The sequence below is a fragment of the Kutzneria chonburiensis genome (genome assembly GCF_028622115.1).
Taxonomy (GTDB): Bacteria; Actinomycetota; Actinomycetes; order Mycobacteriales; family Pseudonocardiaceae; genus Kutzneria; species Kutzneria chonburiensis.
In genome coordinates this window covers 7,760,112-7,783,001 of record NZ_CP097263.1, presented here as the reverse complement: position 1 = coordinate 7,783,001, position 22,890 = coordinate 7,760,112, and the positions used below count along the sequence as shown (strand labels likewise).

The window sequence follows — 22,890 nt, the reverse complement described above, 5'->3', positions numbered from 1 at the left end:
CGATGGTTGCCGCCGACACACTGCTGAGCTGGTTCGACGACACGGCGCGGGATCTGCCGTGGCGACGGCCCGAGTGCACCGCCTGGGGCGTGCTGGTCAGCGAGATCATGCTCCAGCAGACCCCGGTGTCCCGGGTCGAGCCGATCTGGCACGAGTGGATGGCGCGGTGGCCGGTGCCTTCGGCATTGGCCGCCGCCAGCCAGGGCGATGTAGTACGGGCATGGGGCAAGCTCGGTTACCCCCGGCGGGCCCTCCGCCTGCACGAGGCCGCTTCCGCCATCGCCACCTTGCATGGTGACGTCGTCCCTTCCGACGTCGACACCCTGCTCGCCTTGCCCGGCATCGGCGCGTACACCGCTCGCGCCGTCGCCGCTTTCGCTTATGGGCAGCGGTGTCCCGTCGTCGACACCAACGTCCGCCGCGTCGTCGCCCGGGCCGTCCATGGCGCCGGCGACGCCGGGCCGCCGTCCACCACCCGCGACATGGCCGACGTCGAGGCTTTGTTGCCGGTCGTCGACTCCGTCGCCGCCCGCTACTCCGCCGCCCTCATGGAGCTCGGCGCCCTCGTCTGCACCGCCCGGACGCCCCGTTGCGCCGACTGTCCCGTCTTCGCCACCTGCGCTTGGCAGCTCGCCGGTCGTCCCGCCTACGCCGGCCCCGTCAAGGCCGTGCAGAAGTTCGCCGGCACCGACCGCCAGGTCCGTGGCCGCCTCCTCGACGTCCTCCGCGGCGCCCCCGGCCCCGTCACCCGCTCCGCCCTCGACGCCGCTTGGTCCGAGCCTGGTCAACGCGACCGCTGCCTCGACTCCCTGCTCGTCGACGGCCTCATCGAGCAGACCGACACCGGCCTCTTCGCCCTCCCGGGCGAACACTGACCCTTCCTGTGGACAACCCCCAGTTATCCACAGAGAGGGCGTTTCCAAGATCATCACCGTGTTATCGCTGGTAGAATGGGCCTGGGGACGCCCCCTGGGTTGGGTTGGGGGCTGCGCCGGTACCGGTAAGGGCTCCGGTTGCCGGGTTCGGTGGGACCCCTCACCCTGTCGCCATGGCGACCTGCGATGTCTGCGGCAACGACTACTGGATGGCGTTCGAGATCCGGACCGTGAGCGGCGAGAGCCACTGGTTCGACTCCTTCGAGTGCGCGATGGAGAAGCTGGCGCCGCGGTGCGAGCGGTGCAACTGCCGCATCGTCGGGCACGGCGTCGAGGTCGAGGGCCGGTTCTACTGCTGCGCCCACTGCGCCCGGGCCGTGGCCGAGCTGGGCAACCAGATCCGTGACGCGGTGGGGGTGCGCCCGGTCTGACCGTGTTGGATACGGGGTCATGGCACAGGCCCTGGAGTTCTTCTTCGACGGCGAGGCCGACACCACCGTGCGGGGGCTGTGGCAGCGGCTGGAACGGGCCGGCGTGCCGAGCCTGGCGACCCGCAGCCACCGCCGCCACCGGCCCCACGTCACCTTCGCCCTCGGCGGCGCCTTCACCCGCCAGACCCGTGCCGACCTGGCCGCCGAGCTGAACCTGCTGGCCCTGCCCAGCATCTGGCTCTACACCCTCGGCACCTTCCCCACCGCCGAGAACAACCTCGTGCTCACCGCCGTCGTCGACAACGAGCTGCTGGCCGTCCACTCGGCCGTGCACGACGTGTTGGCCAAGAAGGTCAAGAACCCGGTCGCCTACTACCTGCCCGGCTCCTGGGTCCCGCACTGCGCCCTGGCCCAGGAGATCGACACCCCCACCCTGGCCGCCGGCATCGCCGCCCTGCACCCGGTCCAGCCGATCCGGGCCAAGGTGGACGAGGTCGGCATCACCGACACCGCCACCGGCGAGGTGGACGTCCTGTTCACGAGGTAGCATATCTAATTAGATATGAGCGGAGGTGCGTGATGAGCTTGCTCGCGGACGCCCGGATGGCGGCCGGCATGAGCCAGAGCGAACTTGCCCGACGCGCTCACACGTCGCAGCCCACACTGTCCGCGTACGAAAACGGTCGGACGTCCCCAACGCTGGACACCGCTGCACGCCTGCTCGCAGAGACCGGCCACCATCTCACGATCGACGCCGACGTCACGTTCGCCCAGCTGCTCACCAAACGAGGTCGACCATTCTGGGTTCCCAGCCACTTGCCTCGGCTTCCGCTGCGCCAGGCGCTGGCGACAGTGACGCTGCCGCTTCACCTGAACTGGTCGACCCCAGGAGCTCGGTTTGATTTGCGTGATCGACCGGAACGTCTTCTCTGCTACGAGATAGTGCTTCGTGAAGGCAAGCCCGCGGACATCCTCACGTACGTCGACGGGGCGTTGCTCGTCGATCTCTGGCCAGAAATGGTGCTGCCCCGTGACATCCGCGATGCGTGGGACCAAGTCGTCGAGGTTGTCCAAGAACGTGCATGATCCACTTACTGCTTTCCAGGTCGAGGTCACGACGCTGTTCTTCGGACTCGACGCGAGCAACGGCTTTCTCCTCGCCGGCGGCGCGGCGCTCCTCGCACAGCATCTGACCGAACGCCCCACCTACGATCTCGACTTCTTCACCCGTCAGGGCGGCGGCGACGTGCCAACTGCACTTGCCGCCTTGGAGGCGGCCGGAGTCGAGCGGGGGTGGCAGGTCAGCCGCCTTGACGACCTCGCGACGTTCGGACGGCTGAAGATCTCCGGCCCGGACGAGCTGACTGTGGATCTTGCGGTCGATTCTGCTCCCGTCGGCCGCCGGTCGTGACGTGTCTGGGGCCAAGCTTCGATCCGGAGGAACTCGCTGGTCGAAAGCTGATCGCTCTGTTCGACCGAGCGGCAGCACGAGATTTCAGCGATGTTCACGCGCTGGCGGCCCGCTATGGCAAACGGCTACTCATGGATCGAGCAGCTGAGGTCGATGCCGGGTTTGACCCGGGAGTGCTGGCTCAGATGTTCGCCAAGCTAAGCCGGATCGGCGACAGGAACATTCCCGTCGCTCCTGCCGATGTGCCTGCCCTGCGCGCCTTCTTCGCCGAGTGGGCGGCGGAGTTGAACTCGGCGAGCTGAGTCAGCTGTCCAGCAGCTCAGAGAGGAAGGCCTCGACGGCGCCGCGGTAGACGGCGGGGGTGCTGAGCTGGACGAGGTGGCCGGCGCCTTCGACCAGGATGTGGCGGCCGTCCACAGCACGGGAGGCCATGGCGGCCTGCTGGCCGGCGGGCATGAAGGTGTGCTCGGCCTCGATGACGAGCAGAGGGGCCTGAACGCGGTCGACGAAGGGCCAGTAGTCGCGGCGGCCCCATTCGGCGGCGATGCGGTAGAGGTCGTCGAGGTCGGCGATGAGGTGGTAGCCGTCGGAACGCTCCTCGAAGCACTCGACGAAGTAGTCGCCGACGGGGCCGAAGAACGACCGGACGTGGGCCAGGGACTGGAAAGCGGGCCAACGGGAGAACTCGGCCCGCCAAGGGTCGACGGTGCGGCCACGCTGATCGGGGGCGAAGTCCTCGACGACGACGCCGCGCACGAGGGAAGGCTCGAGGGCGGCGAGGACGAGGGCGTGCAGACCGCCCATGGAATGGCCGATGACGACGGAAGGGCCAAGGTCAAGGCGGCGGATCACGGCGGCGGCATCGGAAGCGAAGTCCTCGGTGCGCCAAACGCCACCGCGGTGCGTATTACGACCGTGTCCCCGCGCATCGAGACCGACCACCCGCCCGTAGCGGACCAGCCACCGGGCCACCGGCCACCACGTGGTGGCTCGGCCCATCAGGCCGTGCAACAACACGATCCCGGGGCCGGAGCCGCCGAACTCGACGACATCGAACACGGAGCACTCATACCACCTGGTACACACGTCGGCATGCGGGTTGGGAAAGTGGCGGCGCTGCTGGCGGTCGCGGCGCTGTGCGTGGCCTGCACGCCGGCGGCGAAAACGACGGAGAACGGCGTGGAGGGCACGGCCGGCGCGCGGACGGCGAACGACCCGTACTACCCGACCAGCGGGAACGGCGGCTACCACGCCTCGAACTACGTCGTGGCGATCACCTACGACCCGCAGTCGCACCACCTGGACGGCGACACCACGATCACGGCCAAGGCCGGGCAGAACCTGAGCGAGTTCAGCCTCGACCTGGTCGGCATGGAGGTCCGCACGGTGACGGTGGACGGCCAGGAGGCGCAGACCGAACGGGCCGACGACAAGCTGGTGATCAAGCCGGCGGAGGCCATCGCCAACGGCAGCACCTTCAGCGTTGAAGTGCAGTACGGCGGCGTGCCGAACGCGGTGAAGTCGAAGAAGCTGGGCTCGGAAGGCTGGCAGATCTCCAGCAGCGGCGGCGCTTTCGCGGCGGGCGAACCACATTCGGCGGCCACCTGGTATCCGGTCAACGACACGCCGACGGACAAGGCGTCCTTCCACCTGGCGGCCAAGGTGCCGGACGGCTGGAGTGTGATCTCCAACGGCCTGGCCGGCCAGAACGAGTCGGCCGGCGGCTGGACGACCTACCGCTGGGACGAGCCCGATCCGATCGCCTCGTACCTGACCACGGTCGGCATCGACCACTGGACGATGACCAGCGGCAAGCTGGCCGACGGCACGCCGGTGGTGTCGGCCTTCGCCCCCGGCGCCGACGACAAGAAGGCGCTGGAGGCCCGGTTGCCGGAGATCCTCGACTTCCTGTCGGGCAAGTTCGGCAAGTACCCGCAGGACGCCGCCGGTGGCATCTTCCTGGCCGACAAGATCAGCTTCTCGCTGGAGACGCAGACCCGGCCGATCTACGCGAAGTGGACCGACCTGAGCACGATCGTGCACGAGAACGCCCACCAGTGGTGGGGCGACTCGGTGTCGGTCCAGCAGTGGAAGGACGTCTGCCTCAACGAGTGCCTGGCCAGCTACGCCCAATGGCTGTGGTCGGAGGCCAAGGAGGGCGCGAACCTCGACGACACGTACCGCAAGGCCGTGCAGAAGGGCCAGCAGCTCTTCGCCGGCAAGCTCTACGACATGGGCGCCGGCAACGAGTTCGGCGCCGTCTACACCAAGGGCCCCATGGCCATGCACGCCCTGCGCCGCACCATCGGCGACGATGCCTTCTTCACGGTTCTCAAGACCTGGCCGGCGTTGCACCGCGAGGGCAACGCCACCTGGCCCGCGTTCGAGGCGTACGTGCAGCAGATCAGCGGCAAGGACCTGAAGGGCTTCTTCGACGCCTGGTTCCGCGGCACCACCCAGCCCGCCGACCAGTACCTCTGGCCCGGCACCCTCAAGCCCTGACCCACACGTCCTTGGGCCCCACCACGATCACGCGACCGTCGGCCAGTGTGGCGACAGCGTGCGGCACGTCATCGCAGCCGAGATCGACGCGACGGAGTGCGTCCACGGTGCCGGTCCAGGCCACACCGCAGTAGGAACGACCGTCGGGGCTCAGTGTCTCGCCGACCAACACGACGTCGTCGTCCTTGACGGTGGTGGCGTCCCAGACGTGACCCTCGCCCAACTTGGCGGTGTCGATCATCTTCCACGCGACACCGTCGGAGCTGGTGGCGAGGAATGAATGGGCCGGGTCGTCCTGGCTGGAGCCGACCAGGAGCCAGCCGTGCCCGGTCCGCACCAGCTTGGTGGTCATCGCGGTCTTCGGACCGGCGGTGAACTCGGTGAGTTGCCAATGCTGGCCGTCGTCCACCGACCGCCAGATGCCGAGCCCGGCGTCGTCGGCCTGCTGCTCGACGGCCACCACGGTGTCACCGCCGGCGGCCATCGCGCCGACATAGCCGCTGACCGGCGGGAACGACACCGGCGACGCGGTCTTGCCATCGTCGGACGAGGTCCACAGCAGCGGGCTGGTCTTGCCGTCGACCAGCCGCGCACCACCGATCACGAGCCGATTGCCGGCGCGCACGATGGCCGTGGCCGAGACATCACCCAGGTCGGCCAGTGACGTCACGACACCGTCCGGGCCAAGCCGCTGCAACACCGAGTAGGCACCGACCACCGAACCGTCGGCCAGTGCGACAGCGGATGACGCCTTCATGCCCGCGTGCTGGGCGTTCGACGGCAGCGTGAACGACGTGCAGTCGGGGCTGCCGTTCCAATGCGTGCCGACGGTGCCGTTGCCACTGGCATACGTGCCGATGCCGATGGCGCACTTGCCGACGGGTACCAGGGTCCGGATGCCCGGCGCCGCGCTGATGGTGTTGTCCACCCGAGCCGCCTGAACCGCGTTCGAGTGCTGGACGAAGCTGCCCGGCGGCATGGCCGGCGCGGTGGACTGATCGGGGCCGCCGCAGCCGGCCAGAGCCAGCGCGAGCAGCACTACAACAGAGTTCCTCCCCCTCATGCGCGACAGCATGGCACGGCCGCGCTGGAGATCAACCGCGAATCGTGGCGACGAACTGCGTGAGGACGGCCTTGTGGTCGCTGCCGGGGATGTCGAAGGCGGCGAAGGAGTCGACGGGGCAGCGGTTGTCGACGAGGAGGTGGTCGATGGGCAGCAGAGGGGGCAGGGTGCCGCCGGTGGGCCAGGTGGGGGTGAGGCCCTGGCCGGCCTCGGAGGCAGCGTCGACGTAGCCGCTGACGAGGGTGGAACGCAGGCCGGCATGGTCGACGGTGGCGTTGAAGTCGCCGGCCAAGATCATGGGCGGGGCGCCGTCGACGGGATCGGGGAGGGCGTCGAGCTCCCGCTTCCACGTGTCGGTGGTGTTGTCGTCGGTCGGCGGCCGGACGTGCACGGACTCGACCTCGACGGCCCGCTGCTGGGGCAGCGAAACACGGGCGGTGACCTGCGGGAACGTGGTAGGCGGGTCGATGACGACCTCTTGCAGCGGGTACCGGGAGGCGATGCCGGAGCCGGTCGGCCCGTCGCCGGGGGCGAACAGCTGCGAAGGCATGTCGGCCGAGAGGCCGGCGGCGTTCAGGGCGGTGACCGACGAAGGGGTCAGCTCCTGGAAGGCGACGACGTCGACGTGCTGATCACGGATCAAGGAGACGACGTCGGCGGCGTTGGCCCGGCCCTGGGCCAGGTCAAGGCTGAGCACGCGGACGGCCGGCCCGGAACCGTACGGCCGAGGCGCGGTGAAGGTCCGCGGCAGGACGGCGGCGACGAGACAGGCGGTGAAGGCCAGCGCGACGACGGCGACCGCCCAACGCCGGCACATCATGGCGACGAGCACGAGCAGGCCCCCACCGCCGGCGGCGAACGGGGTGCCGGCCAAGAGCACGACCATGACGTGATCACCGTCGATGCCGAGCAGCCGCAACGCGACCATGGCGATCACGGCGGCGGTGAACAGGGACAGCAGGAAGGTCAGCCCGGCGCCGCCGATCCGCCGCCGACCTTCGTCCAGGTAGACGGGGGCCCGACGGGTGGGACGGCTCCGCACGCTGCTGGCCACACCATCCATTGAACACGACAAAGGGCGGTTCCCCGGCGAACCGGGAAACCGCCCCTCGTCAATGCGTCAGCTCACTCGGCGTCGAACTCCTGCGCGACGTCGCCGCCGTGCGCGGCCAGGCCGACCGGCGGGGCGTCCGGGATCCGCAGCGGACGGGTCTCGCCGCGGAACACGAAGTGCGCCTTGTCGTCGGAGCCTTCGCCGCTCCAGCCCTCCACGTCGCAGAGCACGATCTGGCCGGGCTGGAGCTCCCCGAACAGGATCTTCTCCGACAGCTGGTCCTCGATCTCGCGCTGGATCGTGCGACGCAGCGGCCGCGCGCCCAGCACCGGGTCGAAGCCCCGCTTGGCCAGCAGCTGCTTGGCCAACGGCGTGAGCTCGAGCGACATGTCCTTGTTCTTCAGCTGCGCCTCGACGCGCGTGATCATCAGGTCGACCATCTTGATGATCTCGTCCTGGGTCAGCTGGTGGAACACGATGATGTCGTCGATGCGGTTGAGGAACTCCGGGCGGAAATGCTTCTTCAGCTCGTCGTTGACCTTGATCTTCATCCGCTCGTAGTTGGTGCCTTCGACACCACCACCGGAGAAGCCGAGGCCGACGGCCTTGGAGATGTCCTGCGTGCCCAGGTTGGAGGTGAAGATGATCACGGTGTTCTTGAAGTCCACCGTGCGCCCCTGGCCGTCGGTCAGGCGGCCGTCCTCCAGCACCTGCAGGAGGGTGTTGTAGACCTCCTGGTGGGCCTTCTCGATCTCGTCGAACAGCACGACCGAGAACGGCTTGCGGCGCACCTTCTCGGTGAGCTGGCCGCCCTCCTCGTAGCCAACGTAGCCGGGAGGCGCACCGAACAGGCGGGACGCGGTGTACCGGTCGTGGAACTCGCCCATGTCGATCTGGATCAGGGCGTCGTCGTCGCCGAACAGGAAGTTGGCCAGCGCCTTGGACAGCTCGGTCTTACCGACACCGGACGGGCCGGCGAAGATGAACGAGCCGGACGGGCGCTTCGGGTCCTTCAGGCCGGCACGGGTACGGCGGATCGCCTTGGAGACGGCCTTGACCGCCTCTTCCTGGCCGATGATCCGCTTGTGGACCTCGTCCTCCATGCGGAGCAGACGGGTGGTCTCCTCCTCGGTGAGCTTGAAGACGGGGATACCGGTCCAGTTGGCCAGCACCTCCGCGATCTGCTCGTCGTCGACCTCGGCGACGACGTCGAGGTCGCCGTCCTTCCACTGCTTCTCACGCTCGGCCTTCTGCGCGAGCAGCTGCTTCTCCTGGTCACGGAGCTTGGCCGCGCGCTCGAAGTCCTGCGCGTCGATCGCGGACTCCTTGTCCCGGCGAACGTCGGCGATCTTCTCGTCGAACTCGCGCAGGTCCGGCGGCGCGGTCATGCGGCGGATGCGCATCCGGGCGCCGGCCTCGTCGATCAGGTCGATCGCCTTGTCCGGCAGGAACCGGTCGTTGATGTACCGGTCGGCCAGCGTGGCCGCGGCCACCAGCGCCGAGTCGGTGATCGAGACGCGGTGGTGCGCCTCGTACCGGTCGCGCAGACCCTTGAGGATCTCGATGGTCTGCTCCAGCGTCGGCTCGCCGACCTGGATCGGCTGGAACCGGCGCTCGAGGGCCGGGTCCTTCTCGACGTACTTGCGGTACTCGTCGAGCGTGGTCGCGCCGATGGTCTGGAGCTCGCCGCGGGCCAGCATCGGCTTGAGGATGCTGGCGGCGTCGATCGCACCCTCGGCGGCGCCCGCGCCGACCAGGGTGTGGATCTCGTCGATGAACAGGATGATGTCGCCGCGGGTGCGGATCTCCTTGAGCACCTTCTTCAGGCGCTCCTCGAAGTCACCGCGGTAGCGAGAGCCGGCGACCAGCGAGCCCAGGTCGAGGGTGTAGAGCTGCTTGTCCTTGAGCGTCTCGGGCACCTCGCCCTTGACGATCATCTGGGCAAGGCCCTCGACGACGGCGGTCTTGCCGACGCCCGGCTCGCCGATGAGCACCGGGTTGTTCTTGGTGCGGCGCGAGAGCACCTGCATGACCCGCTCGATCTCCTTGGCCCGGCCGATGACCGGGTCCACCTTGCCCTCGCGGGCAAGCGCGGTGAGATTGCGGCCGAACTGGTCCAGCACGAGCGAGGAGGACGGAGTGCCCTCGCCGCGGCCGCCGGCCTCGGCCGGCTCCTTGCCCTGGTAGCCGGACAGCAGCTGAAGCACCTGCTGGCGGACGCGGTTGAGGTCCGCGCCCAGCTTGACCAGGACCTGGGCGGCCACGCCCTCGCCCTCGCGGATCAGTCCGAGCAGGATGTGCTCGGTGCCGATGTAGTTGTGGCCGAGCTGCAGCGCCTCGCGCAGCGACAGCTCGAGCACCTTCTTGGCCCGGGGCGTGAACGGGATGTGCCCGCTCGGCGCCTGCTGACCCTGACCGATGATCTCTTCCACCTGCTGGCGAACGCCCTCGAGGGCGATGCCCAGCGACTCCAGCGCCTTGGCGGCGACACCCTCACCCTCGTGGATCAGACCCAGGAGGATGTGCTCGGTGCCGATGTAGTTGTGGTTGAGCATCCTGGCCTCTTCTTGAGCCAGGACGACCACCCGCCTCGCGCGGTCGGTGAACCTCTCGAACATATGCACTCCCTGACAGCTGCGTCGGCGGTCCTCCACCCACCCATGACCTCGCCGGTGGGGTCAGCACCTGGGGTCCACTGTAGTAGGCGGACCCGTTGCTCTCAGTGCCGCTCGCAGCCGCAGACCCCGCGAGCGCCCTGACACGTGGCACAACGTGGGTTCTGACAGGCAGATTCCCACTGTCCGCTTACCGCGAACAAGCCACCATCAGCTGACATTCACTGTGAGCGGGGTCACCAAAAGGGTGAAAATCGGACAGCCTCAGCTCAGATTGGCGGCCAGCACCGACCGATGGACCGGGGCCGCGGCGGCGTGCCGGGACCGGCCGTCCTCCGTCAACTCGACGTAGATCCCCCGACGATCGTCGGCGCACAGAGCTCGAGTCACCAGTCCGTCAGCTTCGAGCCGCGCAACGACCCTCGACAGGGCACTCTGACTGAGCTGGACGCTCTTGCCGAGCTCCTGCATCCGTATCGCCGGCTTGTCGCAGCAGCTCTCCGCGAGCTGGTCGAGCACCTCGAACTCGCTGGCCCCGAGGCCGTGCCCCTCACGCAGCTCACGATCCAGCGCGCACCACGTGGCGTGGTAGCGCCCCAGCAGGTCGCGCCAGGTGCTGACGAGCTCGTTCTCGGTCACGCCCCGCATCTTAGTCCTCGCCGTCATAAAATTCCAACGCATTAAATCCGCTTGCATTAGATGCACATGCATGTAGTGTCTACCGACGTGACCACACCCGCAACACCCGCCCTGTCCGCCCAACCCGGCGCGCGTTGGCCCGCCAGCCTGTGGGCGGCACTGATGCTGCTGTGCGGCGTGCTGTTCCTGGACGGCCTCGACGTCTCCATGGTCGGCGTCGCGCTGCCCTCGATCGGCTCCGAGCTGCACATGACCACCTCCTCACTGCAGTGGGTGATCTCCGGCTACGTGCTCGGCTACGGCGGCTTCCTGCTGCTCGGCGGCCGTACCGCCGACCTACTCGGCCGCCGCCGCGTGCTGCTGATCGCGCTGGGCGTGTTCGCCGCCGCGTCGCTGCTCGGCGGCCTGGTCGACGACCCGACCCTGCTGATCGCCGCCCGCTTCATCAAGGGCGCCGCCGCCGCGTTCACCGCACCGGCCGGCCTGTCGATCATCACCACCACGTTCCCGGAGGGCCCGGCCCGCAACCGGGCGCTGTCCATCTACACGGCCTTCGGCGCCAGCGGCTTCTCCTCCGGCCTGATCCTCGGCGGCCTGATGACCGAGGTCGGCTGGCGCTGGACCTTCCTGATGCCGGCCCCGTTCGCCGTCCTGGTGCTGCTGCTCGGCATCAAGCTCATCCCCAACCACGGTCGACCCGACGGCCCTCGACAGGGCTACGACGTGCTTGGCGCCGTCACCAGCACGCTCGCGCTGCTGCTGCTCGTCTACACCGTCGTCTCGGCGTCCGCGGTGGGCTGGGCCTCGCCGCTCACGCTCGGCTCGTTCGCCGTGGTGATCGCGCTGGTCGTCGCCTTCGTGATCATCGAACGCCGGGTGGCGCACCCGCTGCTGCGGCTGGGCATCCTGCGCAACAAGAACGTGCTGTCGGCCGACCTGACCGCGATGGCCGTGTTCGGCTCGTACGCCGGCTTCCAGTTCATCGGCACCATCTACATGCAGTCGCTGCTGCACTGGTCGCCGCTGAGCATGGCGCTGGCCTTCCTGCCGGCCGGCCTGATCGTCGCCTTCGGCGGGCCGCGCACCGGCGCGCTGGTCAACCGCTTCGGCTCCGGCCGGGTGATCGCCGTCGGCCTGGCCGCGTTCGTCGTGGCCTACGGCCTGTTCCTGCAGATCGACGCCAACCCGAACTACGCGATCGCCATCCTGCCCAGCATGATCCTGGTCGGCATCGGCTTCGCGCTGTCCTTCCCGGCGCTGAACATGCAGGCCACCACCGGTGTCGCGGACGATGAGCAGGGTCTGGCCGCCGGCCTGGTCCAGACGTCCTTCCAGGTCGGCGGGGCCATCGCGCTGGCCGTGGTGACCGCGGTGCTCAACGCCGTCACGCCGCGGACCACCGCCGAGGTCGTCGCCAGCTACCACCCGGCGCTGGCGGTGGTGACCGGCGTGGCGCTGCTCGGCCTGATCGCCACCGTGACGATCAGCGGGCTGCGCAAGCCGCGTGAGCAGAAGGCTGCGGAGGCCGCCCCGGAGCCGGAGTTCGCCCAGGTCTGATCCCCGGTTCGCCGGATTCTGTGGGGGAGTCGGCGAGCCATCGGTAAAACCACATGCGCTTCCTATGTGGCGTCTGACGCCACATAGGAAGCGCATGTGGCGTTTCAGGTACGGTGCCGGGTGCCGATCGGGACGACCAAGGGTGTGCCGGCGACGGGGTCGTCGATGACCTTGGCCTCCAGGTCGAAGACGTCCCGGAGCAGGTCCTCCGTCAACACGTCGTGCGGCTTGCCCTGGGCGACGACCTTGCCGGCGCGCAGGGCGACAAGCCGGTCGGCGTAGCGGGCGGCGAGATTGAGGTCGTGCAGCACCATCACGACTGTCCGCCCCAGCTCGCTGTGCAGTCGTTGCACCAGGTCCAGCACGTCGACCTGGTGGGCGAGGTCGAGGTACGTCGTGGGCTCGTCGAGCAGAAGCAGCTCGGTGCCCTGGGCCAACGCCATGGAGATCCACGCCCGCTGCCGCTGGCCGCCGGAGAGCTGGTCGAGCGTCCGCTCGGCGAACTCGGTCATACCGGTCATCTCCAGCGCCTCGTCGATGGCCACATGATCGTCGGACGACCACTGCCGATACCAGGCCTGATGCGGGTGCCGGCCGCGCGCGACAAGGTCGGCGACGGTGAGTCCCTCGGGGGCCTGCGGCGACTGCGGCAGCACGCCGAGGATCTTGGCGACCTCCTTGGTGGGCATCTTGTCGATGCGCTTGCCGTCCAACAGCACCTGCCCGCCGCGCGGCGCGAGCAGCCGGCCCATGGCCCGGAGCAGAGTGGACTTGCCGCAGCCGTTGGGGCCGATCACCGCGGTCACGGTGCCGGCGACGACGTCCAGGTCGAGCCCGTCGACGACGAGCGAGTCGCCGTAGCCGAGTTGAAGCGACTCGGCCCGCAGTCGTGGCGTCACGCCCGCACCTCCCGGCGCTTACGAATGATCAGGAACATCAGGTAGGGCGCACCGAGCACGGCCGTGACCACGCCGACCGGCAGCTCGATGCCAAAAGCCGTGCGCGCCACCAGATCCGAGACGCTGACCAGGAGCGCACCGATGATCGCGGAGGCCACCAGCGGCGGCCGGGCGGTGCCGGCGAGGCGTTGGGCGATCTGCGGCGTGGCCAGCGCGACGAAGAACACCGGGCCGGCAGCTGCGGTCGCGATGGCGGCCAGGATGACCGCGATCAGGATCAATGCGAACCGGCTCAGCTCCACCCGTGTGCCCAGGTTGCGCACGGTGTCGTCGTCGAACTGGAGCGCCCCCAGCGCGTGCGCGCCGACCAGCGACAACGGCAGGAACAGGGCCAGCGCCACGGCTACCGGGATCAGGTCGCCCCAGCTGCGGCCGTTGAGGCTGCCGGTGATCCACACCAGCGCTTGGCCGGCCTGGCTGATGTCGCCGATCGTGAGCAGCCAGTACGTGAGGTTGAGCATGAACGCCTGCACGCCGATGCCGACCAGCACGAGCCGGTAACCGTCCACGCCGCGCCGCCAGGCCAGCAGGTAGACCAGCGCGGCCGACAGCAGGCCGCCGATCAGCGCCGCCACCGGCAGGCCGATGGCCGCCGCGATGCTGGCCGCGCCGCCGTACGTGCTGGCCAGCACGATCACGCCGACCGCGCCGGCCGAGGCACCCGGCGTGACACCGAGGACATCGGGGCTGGCCAACGGGTTGCGGGAGATGGCTTGCGTGATCGCGCCGGAAACGCCGAACGCCGCCCCGATCAGCAGGCCGGTCAGCGTTCGCGGCAGCCGCAGGTCGAAGACGATGTACTGCTCGGCCGCGTCGGCGCCGCCGACCAGCACGCGCAGCACGTCGCCGACCGACATCGGGAAGTCGCCGAGGCGGATGTTCAGCGCCACCACGAAGACCGTCACGGCCAGGGCGATGAGCGGCACCACCAGCGGCCGCAGGCGGAACCGCAGTCCGACCGGGCCGAGCTTCAGGCCTGGCAATGCCGTCACAGTCGCACCATCCGCTTGCGCCGCACGATGCCCACGAACACCGGCGCGCCGATCAGCGCCAGCACGATGCCCACCTGGAGTTCGCTCGGCCAGGCGATCACCCGGCCGATGATGTCGGCCACCAGCAGCAGGACCGCGCCGATCAGTCCCGAGTACGGCAGCAGCCAGCGGTGGTCCGGGCCGGTGATGAAGCGGGCCACGTGCGGCACCACCAGGCCCACGAAGCCGATCGGCCCGCACGCCGCCACCGCACCGCCGGTCAGCAGCGTGATCGCCACGATGCCCAGGATTCGGGTCCTCAGCACGTGTTGGCCGATCGAGCGGGCCACGTCTTCACCCAGCGACAGGGCATTCAGGCCCGGCGCGTTGGCCAGCGCCAGCACCAGGCCCACCGCCAGGAACGGCAGCACCTGCCCGATGATCACCGGATCGCGGCCGGCCACCGCGCCCACCCGCCAGAACCGGAACGCTTCCAGGCTCTGTTGGTCGATCACCGCCATCGCCGAGATCAGTCCGACCATCAGCCCACTGACCGCCGCCCCCGCCAGCGCCAGGGTCAGCGGCGTCGGTCCCCCACGACCCGCCGCCCCCAGCAGGAACACCAGCGCCGTCGTCGCGACCGCGCCGAGGAAGGCCAGCCAGACGTAGCTGTACAGGCTCGTCATGCCGAACGCGAAGATCCCCACCACCACCGCGAACGCCGCCCCGCTCGTGACGCCGAGCAGTCCCGGGTCGGCCAGCGGGTTGCGCGTGTGGCCTTGGATCAGCGCCCCCGCCACCCCCAGCGCGACACCCGCCAGCACCGCCAGTTCCGTCCTCGGGACGCGCAGCGACCGGATGATGATGTCGTTCTCGCTGCCGGTGGGGGTCAGGAGCCCGTGCCACACCCCGTCCAGCCCGATCGGCTTGGACCCGATGGCGATGCTGGCCAGCACCGCGATGACGGCCAGTCCGAGCAGGACGAGCAGCCCCACCATGCGCCGACGACGCCGCGCGAGTGCGCCCACCAGCCCTCCTCCTCAGACTTTGGTTAGCCTAACCGCAGTACGGGGAGGGGAAGAGCGGGGCCTGGTTGAGCAGGCAACAACCAGAGGACGGGCCCGGGCCCCGGCAGGCAGACACCTCGCCGGGCAGACACCTCCGCAGGCGAACACCTCGGCAGGCAGACACCAGGGCAGGCGGACACGCCGCAGGCAGACACATCGACGGGCCGGAATCCGCAGCGAGCAGACACTCCGCAGGCGGACACGCCGCGGGCGGACACCTCGACGGGCCGGAATCCAAAGCGGCAGACATCTCGGCGGGGCCGGAATCCGAAGCGGGCCAGCACCCGAACGCAGGACCGTCCCCACGCCCCGGCCGCCCAAAACACGGCCCACCCAACCCAAGGGGGCCATCCCCGGTCCATTCTACCAGCGGAAACGCCGCGTTGATCTTGGAGCGGCGGAGCCTGTGGATAGACGGACGGAAGCGCTGAGGGCTGTGGACAACCGCGGGGATCCGCATGTCAGGGCCGGAAAAGCCCGGACACGCGGAAGGGCCGTCCGTGCGGACGGCCCTTCGGCGGGAAGCTACGGCTCAGGCCTGCTGGTGGTAGGCGTCCAGGACCTCGGCCGGGATGCGGCCCCGGTCGGACACCTTCATGCCCTGCTTACGAGCCCATTCCCGAATGGCCTGGTTCTGCTCACGGTCGGCCGCGGCCGGACGGGGCGCCTTGCCGCCACCGCCGAGGGGCCGGCCGGCGGCGCGCTTGCGGCCACCGGAACGGCGCGCCGATGCGACGAATGACGCCAATCCGTCACGCAGCTTGTTCGCATTGCCCGACGAAAGATCGATCTGGTACGACACGCCATCGAGAGCGAACTCGAGAGTCTCACTGGCCTCGGACCCGTCCAGGTCGTCGATCAGGGCAACAGTCACCTTCTGCGCCATGAGCGGCCTCCTACACCAAGTACGCCGCGGAATGAGTATCGGCGGCTGCCCTGAAATCTGCCTCGGGGACAGATTAGCGCATATCTATCGCGCCCCGTCAATGGCAGCCGCCGAAACACCTCATTCGGGTCGCACGAGTGGGAACAGGATCGTCTCCCGGATACCGAGACCGGTGAGCGCCATCAGGAGCCGATCGATGCCCATTCCGACACCACCGCTCGGTGGCATTCCGTACTCCAACGAACGCAGAAAGTCCTCATCCACCGGCATCGCCTCGTCGTCGCCGGCCGCGGCCAGCCGGGCCTGGTCGACCAGACGCTGCCGCTCCACCACCGGATCGACCAACTCGGAGTAACCGGTGGCCAGCTCGAATCCGCGGACGTAGAGGTCCCACTTCTCGGCAAGTCCCGGCGTATCCCGGTGCTCACGGGTCAGCGGCGAGGTCTCCACCGGGAAATCGCGTACGAATGTCGGCGCGTGCAGGTGGTCGCCGACCAGGTGCTCCCACAGTTCTTCGACGAGCTTTCCGTGCCCGAGCTTCGGATCGACCTCGAGCCCACGGGAGTCGGCGTGCTTGCGCAGCAGCTCGGCCGGGGTCTGCGGGGTGATCTCCGAGTCCAGCGCCTCGGACAGCGACCCGTACATGGTCAGCGTCGTCCAGTCGCCGGACAGGTCGTACTCGCTGCCGTCGGCCAGCGTGGCGACCTGGGTGCCCAGCACGGACTGGGCCGCCTCCTGGATGAGCTGCCTGGTCAGCACGGCCATCGAGTCGTACGTGCCATAAGCCTGGTAGAACTCGAGCATCGCGAACTCCGGCGAGTGCGAGGAGTCGGATCCCTCGTTCCGGAAGTTCCTGTTGATCTCGAAGACCTTCTCGATACCGCCGACCACACAGCGCTTGAGGTAAAGCTCCGGCGCGATCCGCAGGAACAGGTCAATGCCGAGCGCGTTCGAGTGTGTGACGAACGGACGAGCGCTGGCACCACCCTGCAACGTTTGCAGCATCGGCGTCTCGACTTCGAGGAAACCCCGGCCGTGGAACGATTCACGCAGCGATCGCACAACACCGGCCCGCGTCTTGACGGTCTGCATGGCCTGCGGCCGAACGATCAGGTCGACGTAACGCTGCCGAATGCGCGTTTCCTCGGCGAGCTCCTTGTGCGCCACCGGCAGCGGGCGAACCGACTTGGCCGCCATCCGCCACTCGTCGGCCATCACCGAGAGTTCACCACGACGCGAGGTGATGACCTCGCCGTGAACGAATACGTGATCGCCGAGGTCCACCGTGGACTTCCAGTCGGAAAGGGCCTCTTCCCCGACCTGCGCGAGGCTGAGCATCGCCTGGAGTTCGGTTCCGTCGCCCTCACGCAACGTGGCGAAGCAGAGCTTGCCGGTGTTGCGGATGAACATCACGCGGCCGGTCACGCCGACGATGTCGCCGGTCGCGGTGTCCGGCGCCAGATCCGTGTGCGATTCGCGGACCTCGCTCAGCGTGTGGGTCCGCGGCAGCTCGACCGGATAGGGCTGCACACCCCGTTCCAGCATCCGCTCACGCTTCTCCCGGCGGATGCGGAGCTGCTCGGGAAGGTCGTCGTCCGCGGCGGAATGGGAAGGGTTGTGTTCGGTCACGGCTCACAAGGTTACGGACTCACCCGCCGTTACCACGAACCGGATAACTTCGAGGCCATGGCACGCGATGAGTTGATCTCCAGGCGGGCGTCCTCGTTCGGCAGCCGGGCGGCCGACTACGCCGAGCACCGTCCCGACTATCCGGTCGACGCGGTCCGGTGGGCACTGGCGCCGGTCAGCACGGCGACGCCGACCGTGCTGGATCTGGCCGCCGGCACCGGGAAGCTGACCGCGGTGATCGCCTCGCTCGGGCTGGACGTCGTCGCGGTCGAGCCGGACGACGCGATGCGGGCCGAGCTGGCGGCGCTGATGCCGGCGGTCACGGCGCTGTCCGGGACCGCGGAGCAGATCCCGCTGGCCGACGCGTCGGTGGACGCGGTGCTGGTCGGGCAGGCCCTGCACTGGTTCGACCACGAGAAGGCGCTGCCGGAGATCGGCCGGGTGCTGCGGCCCGGCGGCGCGCTGGCCGGGCTGTGGAACGACGACGACCTGAGCATCGAATGGGTGCGGAACCTGGACCGCATCCACTCCTCGACCGACAACCGCCAGAACAAGCGGGGCATCGACCTGCCGGTGGATCTCGGACCGTTCGGCGAGCTGGCGCAGCAGGAGTTCCGGCACACCCAGCGGCGGACCGCGGAGTCGCTGGTCGCCACGGCCAGCACGCACTCGCTGTTCCTGACCATGGCCGAGCCGGCACGCACCGAGACGTTGGACGCGATGCTCGCCTACCTGAAGTCCCAGCCGCAGACCGCCGACGGCGAGTTCGACTACCCCCTGCGCACCGAGGTCCTCCGCACCGTCCGCGCCACCCCTTGACGGCACATGCGCTTCCTATGTGGCACCTGACGCCACATAGGAAGCGCATGTGGCAAAAATGGGGGTTAGGTGGCGTTGCGCTCGTAGACTAGGCGCAGCCCGAGCAAGGTCAACTCGGGCACGTGGTGCTGGATCGTCTCGGTCTCCGGCACGATCACCGGGGCCAAGCCGCCGGTGCCGATCACGTTGACCGGCCCGGCGCCGGCTGCATCGAGCTCACGGGTCATCCGCCGGACCAGGCCGTCGACCTGGCCGGCGTAGCCGTACAGCAACCCCGACTGCAGGCATTCCACGGTGGTGCGGCCGATCACCGACCGCGGTCGCGCCACCTCGACCTTGCGCAGCTGCGCGCCGCTGACGGCCAGCGCCTCGGCGGAGATCTCCACGCCGGCCAGGAACGCGCCACCGAGGAACTCGCCCTTGGCCGTGGACACGTCGATATTGGTCACGGTGCCGAAATCGGCCACCACACAGGCGGTTCCGTACAGATGGTGAGCGGCCATCGTGTTCACCAGCCGGTCGCCGCCCACCTCCTTGGGGTTGTCGACGAGCAGCGGCACCCCGGTCCGCACGCCCGGCTGCACCACGATCCGCGGCACATTGCCGTAGTAGCGGCCGAGCATGACTCGCAGCTCCCGCAGCACCGCCGGCACGGTCGACAGCGCCGACACGCCGGCGACCTGGTCGGCCAGCGGGCCGAGCATGCCTCGCATGCCCAGCGCCAGCTCGTCGGCGGTCATCCGGGGGTCGGTGCGCATCCGCCAGTCGTGCACCAGCTCATCTCCCCGGTACAGCCCGAGGGAGATGTTGGTGTTGCCGATGTCGACGCACAGCAGCACGGGCGCTTACGCCTCCGCCCGGAGCATGGCGTCGAGCCGGGCCGCGTCGGAGGTCTCGGCGTGCACCGCGGCCCCGGAGGTCAGGCCGGAGCCGAACGGCGCGTGGGCCGGGTCGTCGCCGCGGTCGAGGATCTTGTTGTCGGCGTCGACGAAGATCACCTTCGGCCGGTAGGCGATGGACTCGATCTCGTCCATCACGCCGTACGAGATGAGGATGACCAGGTCGCCGGGGTGCACCAGGTGCGCGGCGGCGCCGTTGATGCCGATCACGCCGCTGCCCCGCTCGCCGGGGATGACGTAGGTCTCGAGCCGGGCCCCGTTGGTCACGTCGACGATGCACACCTGCTCGCCGGGCAGCAGGTCGGCCGCCTGCATCAGGTCCTCGTCGATGGTCACCGAGCCGACGTAGTGCAGGTCGGCCTGGGTCACCGTGGCTCTGTGGATCTTGGACTTCAGCATTGTCCGGAACATGTCCGTCCCCCTCTACTGGTTCGCGACCACGGCGCCGAGCTGCACCGCGGCATTGTCGATCAGCCGGGTGTCCCCGACCCTGGCGGCGACCAGCAGCCGCGCGTCGCCGGTGGCCGGCGCGGGGCCGAGGTCGGGCGAGCGCAGCTCGAGGTAGAACACCTCGACGCCGTCCTGCGCCGCCAGCACGTCACCCGCGGCCTTCAGCGCGGCCTCGGCGCCGTCGAAGCCGGCATGGCGGCCCGCGGCCAGCGCGGCGGACAGCGCCACGGCGGCCTCCCGCTGCTCGGCGTTCAGGTAGACGTTGCGGGAGGACAGGGCCAGGCCGTCGGCCTCCCTGATGATCGGCACGCCGACCACCTTCACGTCGAACTGGAGCTCGCGGACCATCCGGCGGATCAGCGTCAGCTGCTGGTAGTCCTTCTCCCCGAAGAAGGCCATGTCCGGCCGGACGATGTTGAACAGCTTGGCCACCACGGTCAGCACGCCGGCGAAGTGGCCCTTGCGGACCGCGCCCTCCAGCTCGTCGCCGAGCGGCCCGGCCTGCACGGAGATCTGCGGCGTCTCCGGGTACATGTCCTCAACGCCAGGCGTGAAGGCCAGATCCACGCCCTCGGCCCGGAGCTTGTCCAGGTCGGCCTCCAGCGGCCGCGGGTAGCGGTCGATGTCCTCGTTGGCCCCGAACTGCAAGGGATTCACGAAGATCGACACCACGACGACCGTGCCGGCGAAGCGCTTGGCCCGGCGGATCAGCTCCAGGTGGCCCTCGTGCAGCGCACCCATGGTCGGCACCAGCACGACCTTGCGGCCGGCTACCCGCAGCGCCCTGGTGACCCGGCCCAGCTTCTCCGGGCTGGCGTGCACGGTGAGCTGCCCGGGCGCGTAGTCGGTCCGGGTCAGGTTCATCTCTCGGTCTCCTCGTCGAGCACGGAAAGGATCTCGGGCACGGCGTCCGCACGCAGCACGCCGGCGTCGGCGGCGCGGCTCGCGGTGCGGCGGGCCAGCGCCAGGTACGCCGGCACGGTCGCCGGCGCGGCGTCGCGCAGCACGGTGATGTGCTTGCGGACGGTGCCGGCGTCGCCGCGGGCGACCGGGCCGGTCAAAGCGCGGTCACCGTGGCGCAGCGCGTTGTCCAGGGCCGCCGACAGCAGCGGGCTGATCACCCGCTCGGCCGGTTCGATGCCCGCATTGCGTAGCAAGTCCACGCATTCGGTGACGAGCGTGGCCAGGTGATTCGCGCCGTGGGTCAACGCCGCGTGGTAGAGCGGGCGCACGGCCTCGGGCACGCGCACCGGCTCCGCGCCCATCTCCACGACCAGCGCCTCGCCGACGTTCCAGCCGGCCATGTCGTCCTCGCCAGCCGTCACGCCGACGCAGCACGCCACCACGCGGTGCAGGTCCTCGGCGCGGCCGGTGAAGGTCATCGCCGGGTGCAGGGCCAGCGGCAGCACCCCGACCTCGGCGGCCGGTCGCAGCACGTCGACGCCGTGCGCCCCCGAGGTATGCACCACGATCTGGCCGGCACGCAACGAATCCGTCGCCACCAGGCCGCGGACGAGGCCACCGAGGGCGTCGTCCGGCACGGCCAGCAGCACGAGGTCGGCACGGGCGGCGACTTCGTCCGGCGGCAGCAGCGGCACGTCCGGCAGCAGCTCCTCGGCCCGGCGCACCGACGCCTTGGAGACGGCGGACGCCGCCACGACGACGTGGCCCGCCCGGGCCAGCGCGGCGCCGAGCACCGAACCGACCCTGCCGGCGGACACCACGCCCACGGCGAGCCGGGCGGGGCGGGTCATGGCAGGAGCTCCCTTATTGCTGTTCCAGGCCCGATCAGACGCCGGGTACCGGACCGGACGAGGCTAACCGCAGTTCGCGATCCAGCCGCCTGGCCGTGACTAGTTTCACGGGTGCCGCGGACCCGGCTGAGGCCGGGTCGGTCATGCGCGCAGGCCATCCGTGCCGTTCTCACGCCCATCGAGGTGGTGACGGGTGGCCCGCAGCGCGTCGGGGGCGTTCACCGCCGCCTGCCGAGCGGCCAACATGGTCTTCAACAGATGCCGCTGTCGCTCGTCGGCATCGGGTCCGGCGGTGCCGTGCTCGACGGCGTCCCGCAGAAACGCCAATTCCGTCGCGGCGGTCTGGTAGGCGTACACGGCCTTGGCCGCGTTGCTGCCGGCCCGCTTGCGCACCGCTGCCCGCCAGCCTCGACGACCGGTCAGGCTGGACAGCAGCGACACCTCGCTGTCGGCGATCCAGCCGTTGGCCGCCATGCCCGGCAGCTGCGCCGTCACCACCCGCTGCTCACGCCGCCGCTGCCACACCACCAGCCAGGCCATCGCGCCCAGGATCGGCAGGATCACCAGGAAGTAGACGATCAGAAACGTGTCCGCACCGCCGAGGGTGGCCGAGGAGTTCCACAGCGAGTGCAGCAGCACCGCGCACACGTAGCCGATGATCGGCGCGATGATCCGGACCCGCTTGCTCACGCTGCGGGCCGCGATCCCGATGCCGATCCCGGTCATGCCGGTGAACAGCGGATGCGTGAACGGCGCGAGCACCCCGCGCAGCACGAAAGCCCCGATCACGCCGCCGGTCGCGCCGCCGAAGCCGTACTTCACGAAGGCCAGCCCGAAGTACTCGATGTTCTCGGTGAAGGCGAAGCCGGTGGCGACGAAACCGGCGTAGACGATGCCGTCGACCAGACCGTCGAACTCCTGCCGCCGCCACACCAGCAGCCCGACCAGGAAGATGCCCTTGGCCGCCTCCTCGGCGACCGGCGCGGTGGCCACGGCCGCGAGGGTGTGCCCGTTGCCGTGTCCCAGCACGATGTCGCCCAGCGTCTCGGCGGTGCTGTTGAGCAGCAGCGAGCAGATCGTCGCCCCGCAGGCGCCCCACAGGAAAGCCACCCACAGCAGCCTCGCCGGCTCGGGCTCCCAGCGGTCTATCCACAGGAACGCCGCGATCACCGGGCCGACCGGCAACAGCGCGGCGGCCGCGCCGACCGCGACGCCGAGCGGTCCTACCTTGCCCACTCCGAGTCCCAGCAGGACAAGTGCGGCCAGCCCGAGGGCGATCAGTCCGACCGCCGGGGCCAGCACGGTCCGG

At 69.5% G+C, this 22,890-nt stretch carries 24 protein-coding genes; 9 read left to right on the top strand and 15 right to left on the bottom strand.

Translation table 11 applies throughout. The features are described from left to right. The first annotated feature begins 2 nt into the window (after window positions 1–2). The 6 genes from M3Q35_RS36005 to M3Q35_RS35980 all read left to right on the top strand — a co-directional run bounded on the left by M3Q35_RS36005 (window position 3) and on the right by M3Q35_RS35980 (window position 3,019). The gene (locus tag M3Q35_RS36005; RefSeq protein WP_273937009.1) at window positions 3–875 is read left to right on the top strand and encodes an HhH-GPD family protein; all 873 of its coding nucleotides are present in this window, start codon (window positions 3–5) and stop codon (window positions 873–875) included. Window positions 876–1,048: 173 nt separating this feature from the next. Continuing rightward, on the top strand, window positions 1,049–1,306 hold the full coding sequence (locus tag M3Q35_RS36000) for a Prokaryotic metallothionein (protein ID WP_273937008.1): 258 nt from the start codon (window positions 1,049–1,051) through the stop codon (window positions 1,304–1,306). A gap of 19 nt (window positions 1,307–1,325) precedes the next feature. Next, window positions 1,326–1,853: a 2'-5' RNA ligase family protein gene (locus tag M3Q35_RS35995; protein WP_273937007.1), complete on the top strand. Its 528-nt coding sequence runs from the start codon at window positions 1,326–1,328 to the stop codon at window positions 1,851–1,853. Between the two features lie 32 nt (window positions 1,854–1,885). Further along, window positions 1,886–2,392, top strand: coding sequence for a helix-turn-helix domain-containing protein (locus M3Q35_RS35990; RefSeq protein ID WP_273937006.1), 507 nt, complete (start codon window positions 1,886–1,888; stop codon window positions 2,390–2,392). After that, a complete protein-coding gene (locus M3Q35_RS35985) occupies window positions 2,373–2,717 on the top strand; it encodes a hypothetical protein (protein ID WP_273937005.1) in 345 nt (114 codons plus the stop codon). The genes M3Q35_RS35990 and M3Q35_RS35985 overlap by 20 nt, the downstream gene beginning before the upstream one ends. Further along, entirely contained in the window at window positions 2,714–3,019 is a 306-nt protein-coding gene (locus tag M3Q35_RS35980; RefSeq protein ID WP_273937004.1) for a nucleotidyl transferase AbiEii/AbiGii toxin family protein, read from the top strand. Before M3Q35_RS35985 ends, M3Q35_RS35980 begins: the two co-directional genes overlap by 4 nt. Before the next feature lies 1 nt (window position 3,020). On the opposite strand, the gene M3Q35_RS35975 is transcribed toward M3Q35_RS35980, so the two are convergent. Beyond that, complete coding sequence (locus M3Q35_RS35975; protein WP_273937003.1) at window positions 3,021–3,776, bottom strand: alpha/beta fold hydrolase; 756 nt, start codon at window positions 3,774–3,776, stop codon at window positions 3,021–3,023. A gap of 33 nt (window positions 3,777–3,809) precedes the next feature. Here M3Q35_RS35975 and M3Q35_RS35970 point away from each other — a divergent pair, with 33 nt between their 5' ends. After that, window positions 3,810–5,219, top strand: coding sequence for a M1 family metallopeptidase (locus M3Q35_RS35970; protein WP_273937002.1), 1,410 nt, complete (start codon window positions 3,810–3,812; stop codon window positions 5,217–5,219). On the opposite strand, the gene M3Q35_RS35965 is transcribed toward M3Q35_RS35970, so the two are convergent. The 4 genes from M3Q35_RS35965 to M3Q35_RS35950 all read right to left on the bottom strand — a co-directional run bounded on the left by M3Q35_RS35965 (window position 5,209) and on the right by M3Q35_RS35950 (window position 10,599). Continuing rightward, window positions 5,209–6,282 carry a WD40/YVTN/BNR-like repeat-containing protein gene (locus tag M3Q35_RS35965; protein ID WP_273937001.1) on the bottom strand — a complete coding sequence of 358 codons (1,074 nt, stop codon included), beginning with the start codon at window positions 6,280–6,282 and terminating at the stop codon, window positions 5,209–5,211. The genes M3Q35_RS35970 and M3Q35_RS35965 overlap by 11 nt on opposite strands. Window positions 6,283–6,313: 31 nt before the next feature. Next, a complete protein-coding gene (locus M3Q35_RS35960) occupies window positions 6,314–7,336 on the bottom strand; it encodes an endonuclease/exonuclease/phosphatase family protein (RefSeq protein WP_273937000.1) in 1,023 nt (340 codons plus the stop codon). Between the two features lie 71 nt (window positions 7,337–7,407). Further along, window positions 7,408–9,954, bottom strand: a complete 2,547-nt coding sequence (locus M3Q35_RS35955; protein ID WP_273936999.1) for an ATP-dependent Clp protease ATP-binding subunit — start codon at window positions 9,952–9,954, stop codon at window positions 7,408–7,410. A 261-nt stretch (window positions 9,955–10,215) separates the two neighbouring features. Then, the gene (locus tag M3Q35_RS35950; RefSeq protein ID WP_273936998.1) at window positions 10,216–10,599 is read right to left on the bottom strand and encodes a MarR family winged helix-turn-helix transcriptional regulator; all 384 of its coding nucleotides are present in this window, start codon (window positions 10,597–10,599) and stop codon (window positions 10,216–10,218) included. Between the two features lie 153 nt (window positions 10,600–10,752). On the opposite strand from M3Q35_RS35950, the gene M3Q35_RS35945 reads away from it, so the two are divergent. Beyond that, the gene (locus tag M3Q35_RS35945) at window positions 10,753–12,147 is read left to right on the top strand and encodes an MFS transporter (protein WP_273944603.1); all 1,395 of its coding nucleotides are present in this window, start codon (window positions 10,753–10,755) and stop codon (window positions 12,145–12,147) included. 104 nt (window positions 12,148–12,251) lie between these two features. Here M3Q35_RS35945 and M3Q35_RS35940 read toward each other — a convergent pair whose 3' ends face one another. The 5 genes from M3Q35_RS35940 to lysS form a co-directional block, all read right to left on the bottom strand. Next, complete coding sequence (locus M3Q35_RS35940; RefSeq protein ID WP_273936997.1) at window positions 12,252–13,046, bottom strand: ABC transporter ATP-binding protein; 795 nt, start codon at window positions 13,044–13,046, stop codon at window positions 12,252–12,254. Then, complete coding sequence (locus tag M3Q35_RS35935; protein WP_273936996.1) at window positions 13,043–14,098, bottom strand: FecCD family ABC transporter permease; 1,056 nt, start codon at window positions 14,096–14,098, stop codon at window positions 13,043–13,045. The genes M3Q35_RS35940 and M3Q35_RS35935 overlap by 4 nt, the downstream gene beginning before the upstream one ends. After that, window positions 14,095–15,075: a FecCD family ABC transporter permease gene (locus tag M3Q35_RS35930; RefSeq protein ID WP_273944602.1), complete on the bottom strand. Its 981-nt coding sequence runs from the start codon at window positions 15,073–15,075 to the stop codon at window positions 14,095–14,097. Before M3Q35_RS35930 ends, M3Q35_RS35935 begins: the two co-directional genes overlap by 4 nt. Before the next feature lie 601 nt (window positions 15,076–15,676). Continuing rightward, window positions 15,677–16,030: a histone-like nucleoid-structuring protein Lsr2 gene (locus tag M3Q35_RS35925; RefSeq protein ID WP_273936995.1), complete on the bottom strand. Its 354-nt coding sequence runs from the start codon at window positions 16,028–16,030 to the stop codon at window positions 15,677–15,679. Between the two features lie 120 nt (window positions 16,031–16,150). Then, window positions 16,151–17,659 carry a lysine--tRNA ligase gene (gene lysS / locus M3Q35_RS35920; RefSeq protein ID WP_273936994.1) on the bottom strand — a complete coding sequence of 503 codons (1,509 nt, stop codon included), beginning with the start codon at window positions 17,657–17,659 and terminating at the stop codon, window positions 16,151–16,153. A 57-nt stretch (window positions 17,660–17,716) separates the two neighbouring features. Here lysS and M3Q35_RS35915 point away from each other — a divergent pair, with 57 nt between their 5' ends. After that, window positions 17,717–18,478: a class I SAM-dependent methyltransferase gene (locus tag M3Q35_RS35915; RefSeq protein ID WP_273936993.1), complete on the top strand. Its 762-nt coding sequence runs from the start codon at window positions 17,717–17,719 to the stop codon at window positions 18,476–18,478. Between the two features lie 65 nt (window positions 18,479–18,543). On the opposite strand, the gene M3Q35_RS35910 is transcribed toward M3Q35_RS35915, so the two are convergent. From M3Q35_RS35910 to M3Q35_RS35890, 5 genes are all read right to left on the bottom strand, one after another. Next, a complete protein-coding gene (locus M3Q35_RS35910) occupies window positions 18,544–19,317 on the bottom strand; it encodes a type III pantothenate kinase (protein WP_273936992.1) in 774 nt (257 codons plus the stop codon). 6 nt (window positions 19,318–19,323) lie between these two features. Further along, complete coding sequence (gene panD / locus M3Q35_RS35905; RefSeq protein WP_273936991.1) at window positions 19,324–19,788, bottom strand: aspartate 1-decarboxylase; 465 nt, start codon at window positions 19,786–19,788, stop codon at window positions 19,324–19,326. 12 nt (window positions 19,789–19,800) lie between these two features. Further along, entirely contained in the window at window positions 19,801–20,691 is an 891-nt protein-coding gene (gene panC, locus M3Q35_RS35900; protein ID WP_273936990.1) for a pantoate--beta-alanine ligase, read from the bottom strand. Then, window positions 20,688–21,581, bottom strand: coding sequence for a Rossmann-like and DUF2520 domain-containing protein (locus tag M3Q35_RS35895; protein ID WP_273936988.1), 894 nt, complete (start codon window positions 21,579–21,581; stop codon window positions 20,688–20,690). Before M3Q35_RS35895 ends, panC begins: the two co-directional genes overlap by 4 nt. A gap of 141 nt (window positions 21,582–21,722) precedes the next feature. Next, entirely contained in the window at window positions 21,723–22,883 is a 1,161-nt protein-coding gene (locus M3Q35_RS35890) for a PrsW family intramembrane metalloprotease (protein ID WP_273944600.1), read from the bottom strand. Window positions 22,884–22,890 lie beyond the last annotated feature (7 nt).

Bases quoted from the DNA above. Each gene is read 5' to 3' on its own strand.
- M3Q35_RS36005 (WP_273937009.1), top strand. From the start codon at position 3: ATGGTTGCCGCCGACACACTGCTGAGCTGGTTCGACGACACGGCGCGG.
- M3Q35_RS36000 (WP_273937008.1), top strand. From the start codon at position 1,049: ATGGCGACCTGCGATGTCTGCGGCAACGACTACTGGATGGCGTTCGAG.
- M3Q35_RS35995 (WP_273937007.1), top strand. From the start codon at position 1,326: ATGGCACAGGCCCTGGAGTTCTTCTTCGACGGCGAGGCCGACACCACC.
- M3Q35_RS35990 (WP_273937006.1), top strand. From the start codon at position 1,886: ATGAGCTTGCTCGCGGACGCCCGGATGGCGGCCGGCATGAGCCAGAGC.
- M3Q35_RS35970 (WP_273937002.1), top strand. From the start codon at position 3,810: ATGCGGGTTGGGAAAGTGGCGGCGCTGCTGGCGGTCGCGGCGCTGTGC.
- M3Q35_RS35965 (WP_273937001.1), bottom strand. From the start codon at position 6,282: ATGAGGGGGAGGAACTCTGTTGTAGTGCTGCTCGCGCTGGCTCTGGCC.
- M3Q35_RS35955 (WP_273936999.1), bottom strand. From the start codon at position 9,954: ATGTTCGAGAGGTTCACCGACCGCGCGAGGCGGGTGGTCGTCCTGGCT.
- M3Q35_RS35950 (WP_273936998.1), bottom strand. From the start codon at position 10,599: ATGCGGGGCGTGACCGAGAACGAGCTCGTCAGCACCTGGCGCGACCTG.
- M3Q35_RS35945 (WP_273944603.1), top strand. From the start codon at position 10,753: ATGCTGCTGTGCGGCGTGCTGTTCCTGGACGGCCTCGACGTCTCCATG.
- M3Q35_RS35930 (WP_273944602.1), bottom strand. From the start codon at position 15,075: ATGGTGGGGCTGCTCGTCCTGCTCGGACTGGCCGTCATCGCGGTGCTG.
- M3Q35_RS35925 (WP_273936995.1), bottom strand. From the start codon at position 16,030: ATGGCGCAGAAGGTGACTGTTGCCCTGATCGACGACCTGGACGGGTCC.
- M3Q35_RS35915 (WP_273936993.1), top strand. From the start codon at position 17,717: ATGGCACGCGATGAGTTGATCTCCAGGCGGGCGTCCTCGTTCGGCAGC.
- panD (WP_273936991.1), bottom strand. From the start codon at position 19,788: ATGTTCCGGACAATGCTGAAGTCCAAGATCCACAGAGCCACGGTGACC.
- panC (WP_273936990.1), bottom strand. From the start codon at position 20,691: ATGAACCTGACCCGGACCGACTACGCGCCCGGGCAGCTCACCGTGCAC.
- M3Q35_RS35895 (WP_273936988.1), bottom strand. From the start codon at position 21,581: ATGACCCGCCCCGCCCGGCTCGCCGTGGGCGTGGTGTCCGCCGGCAGG.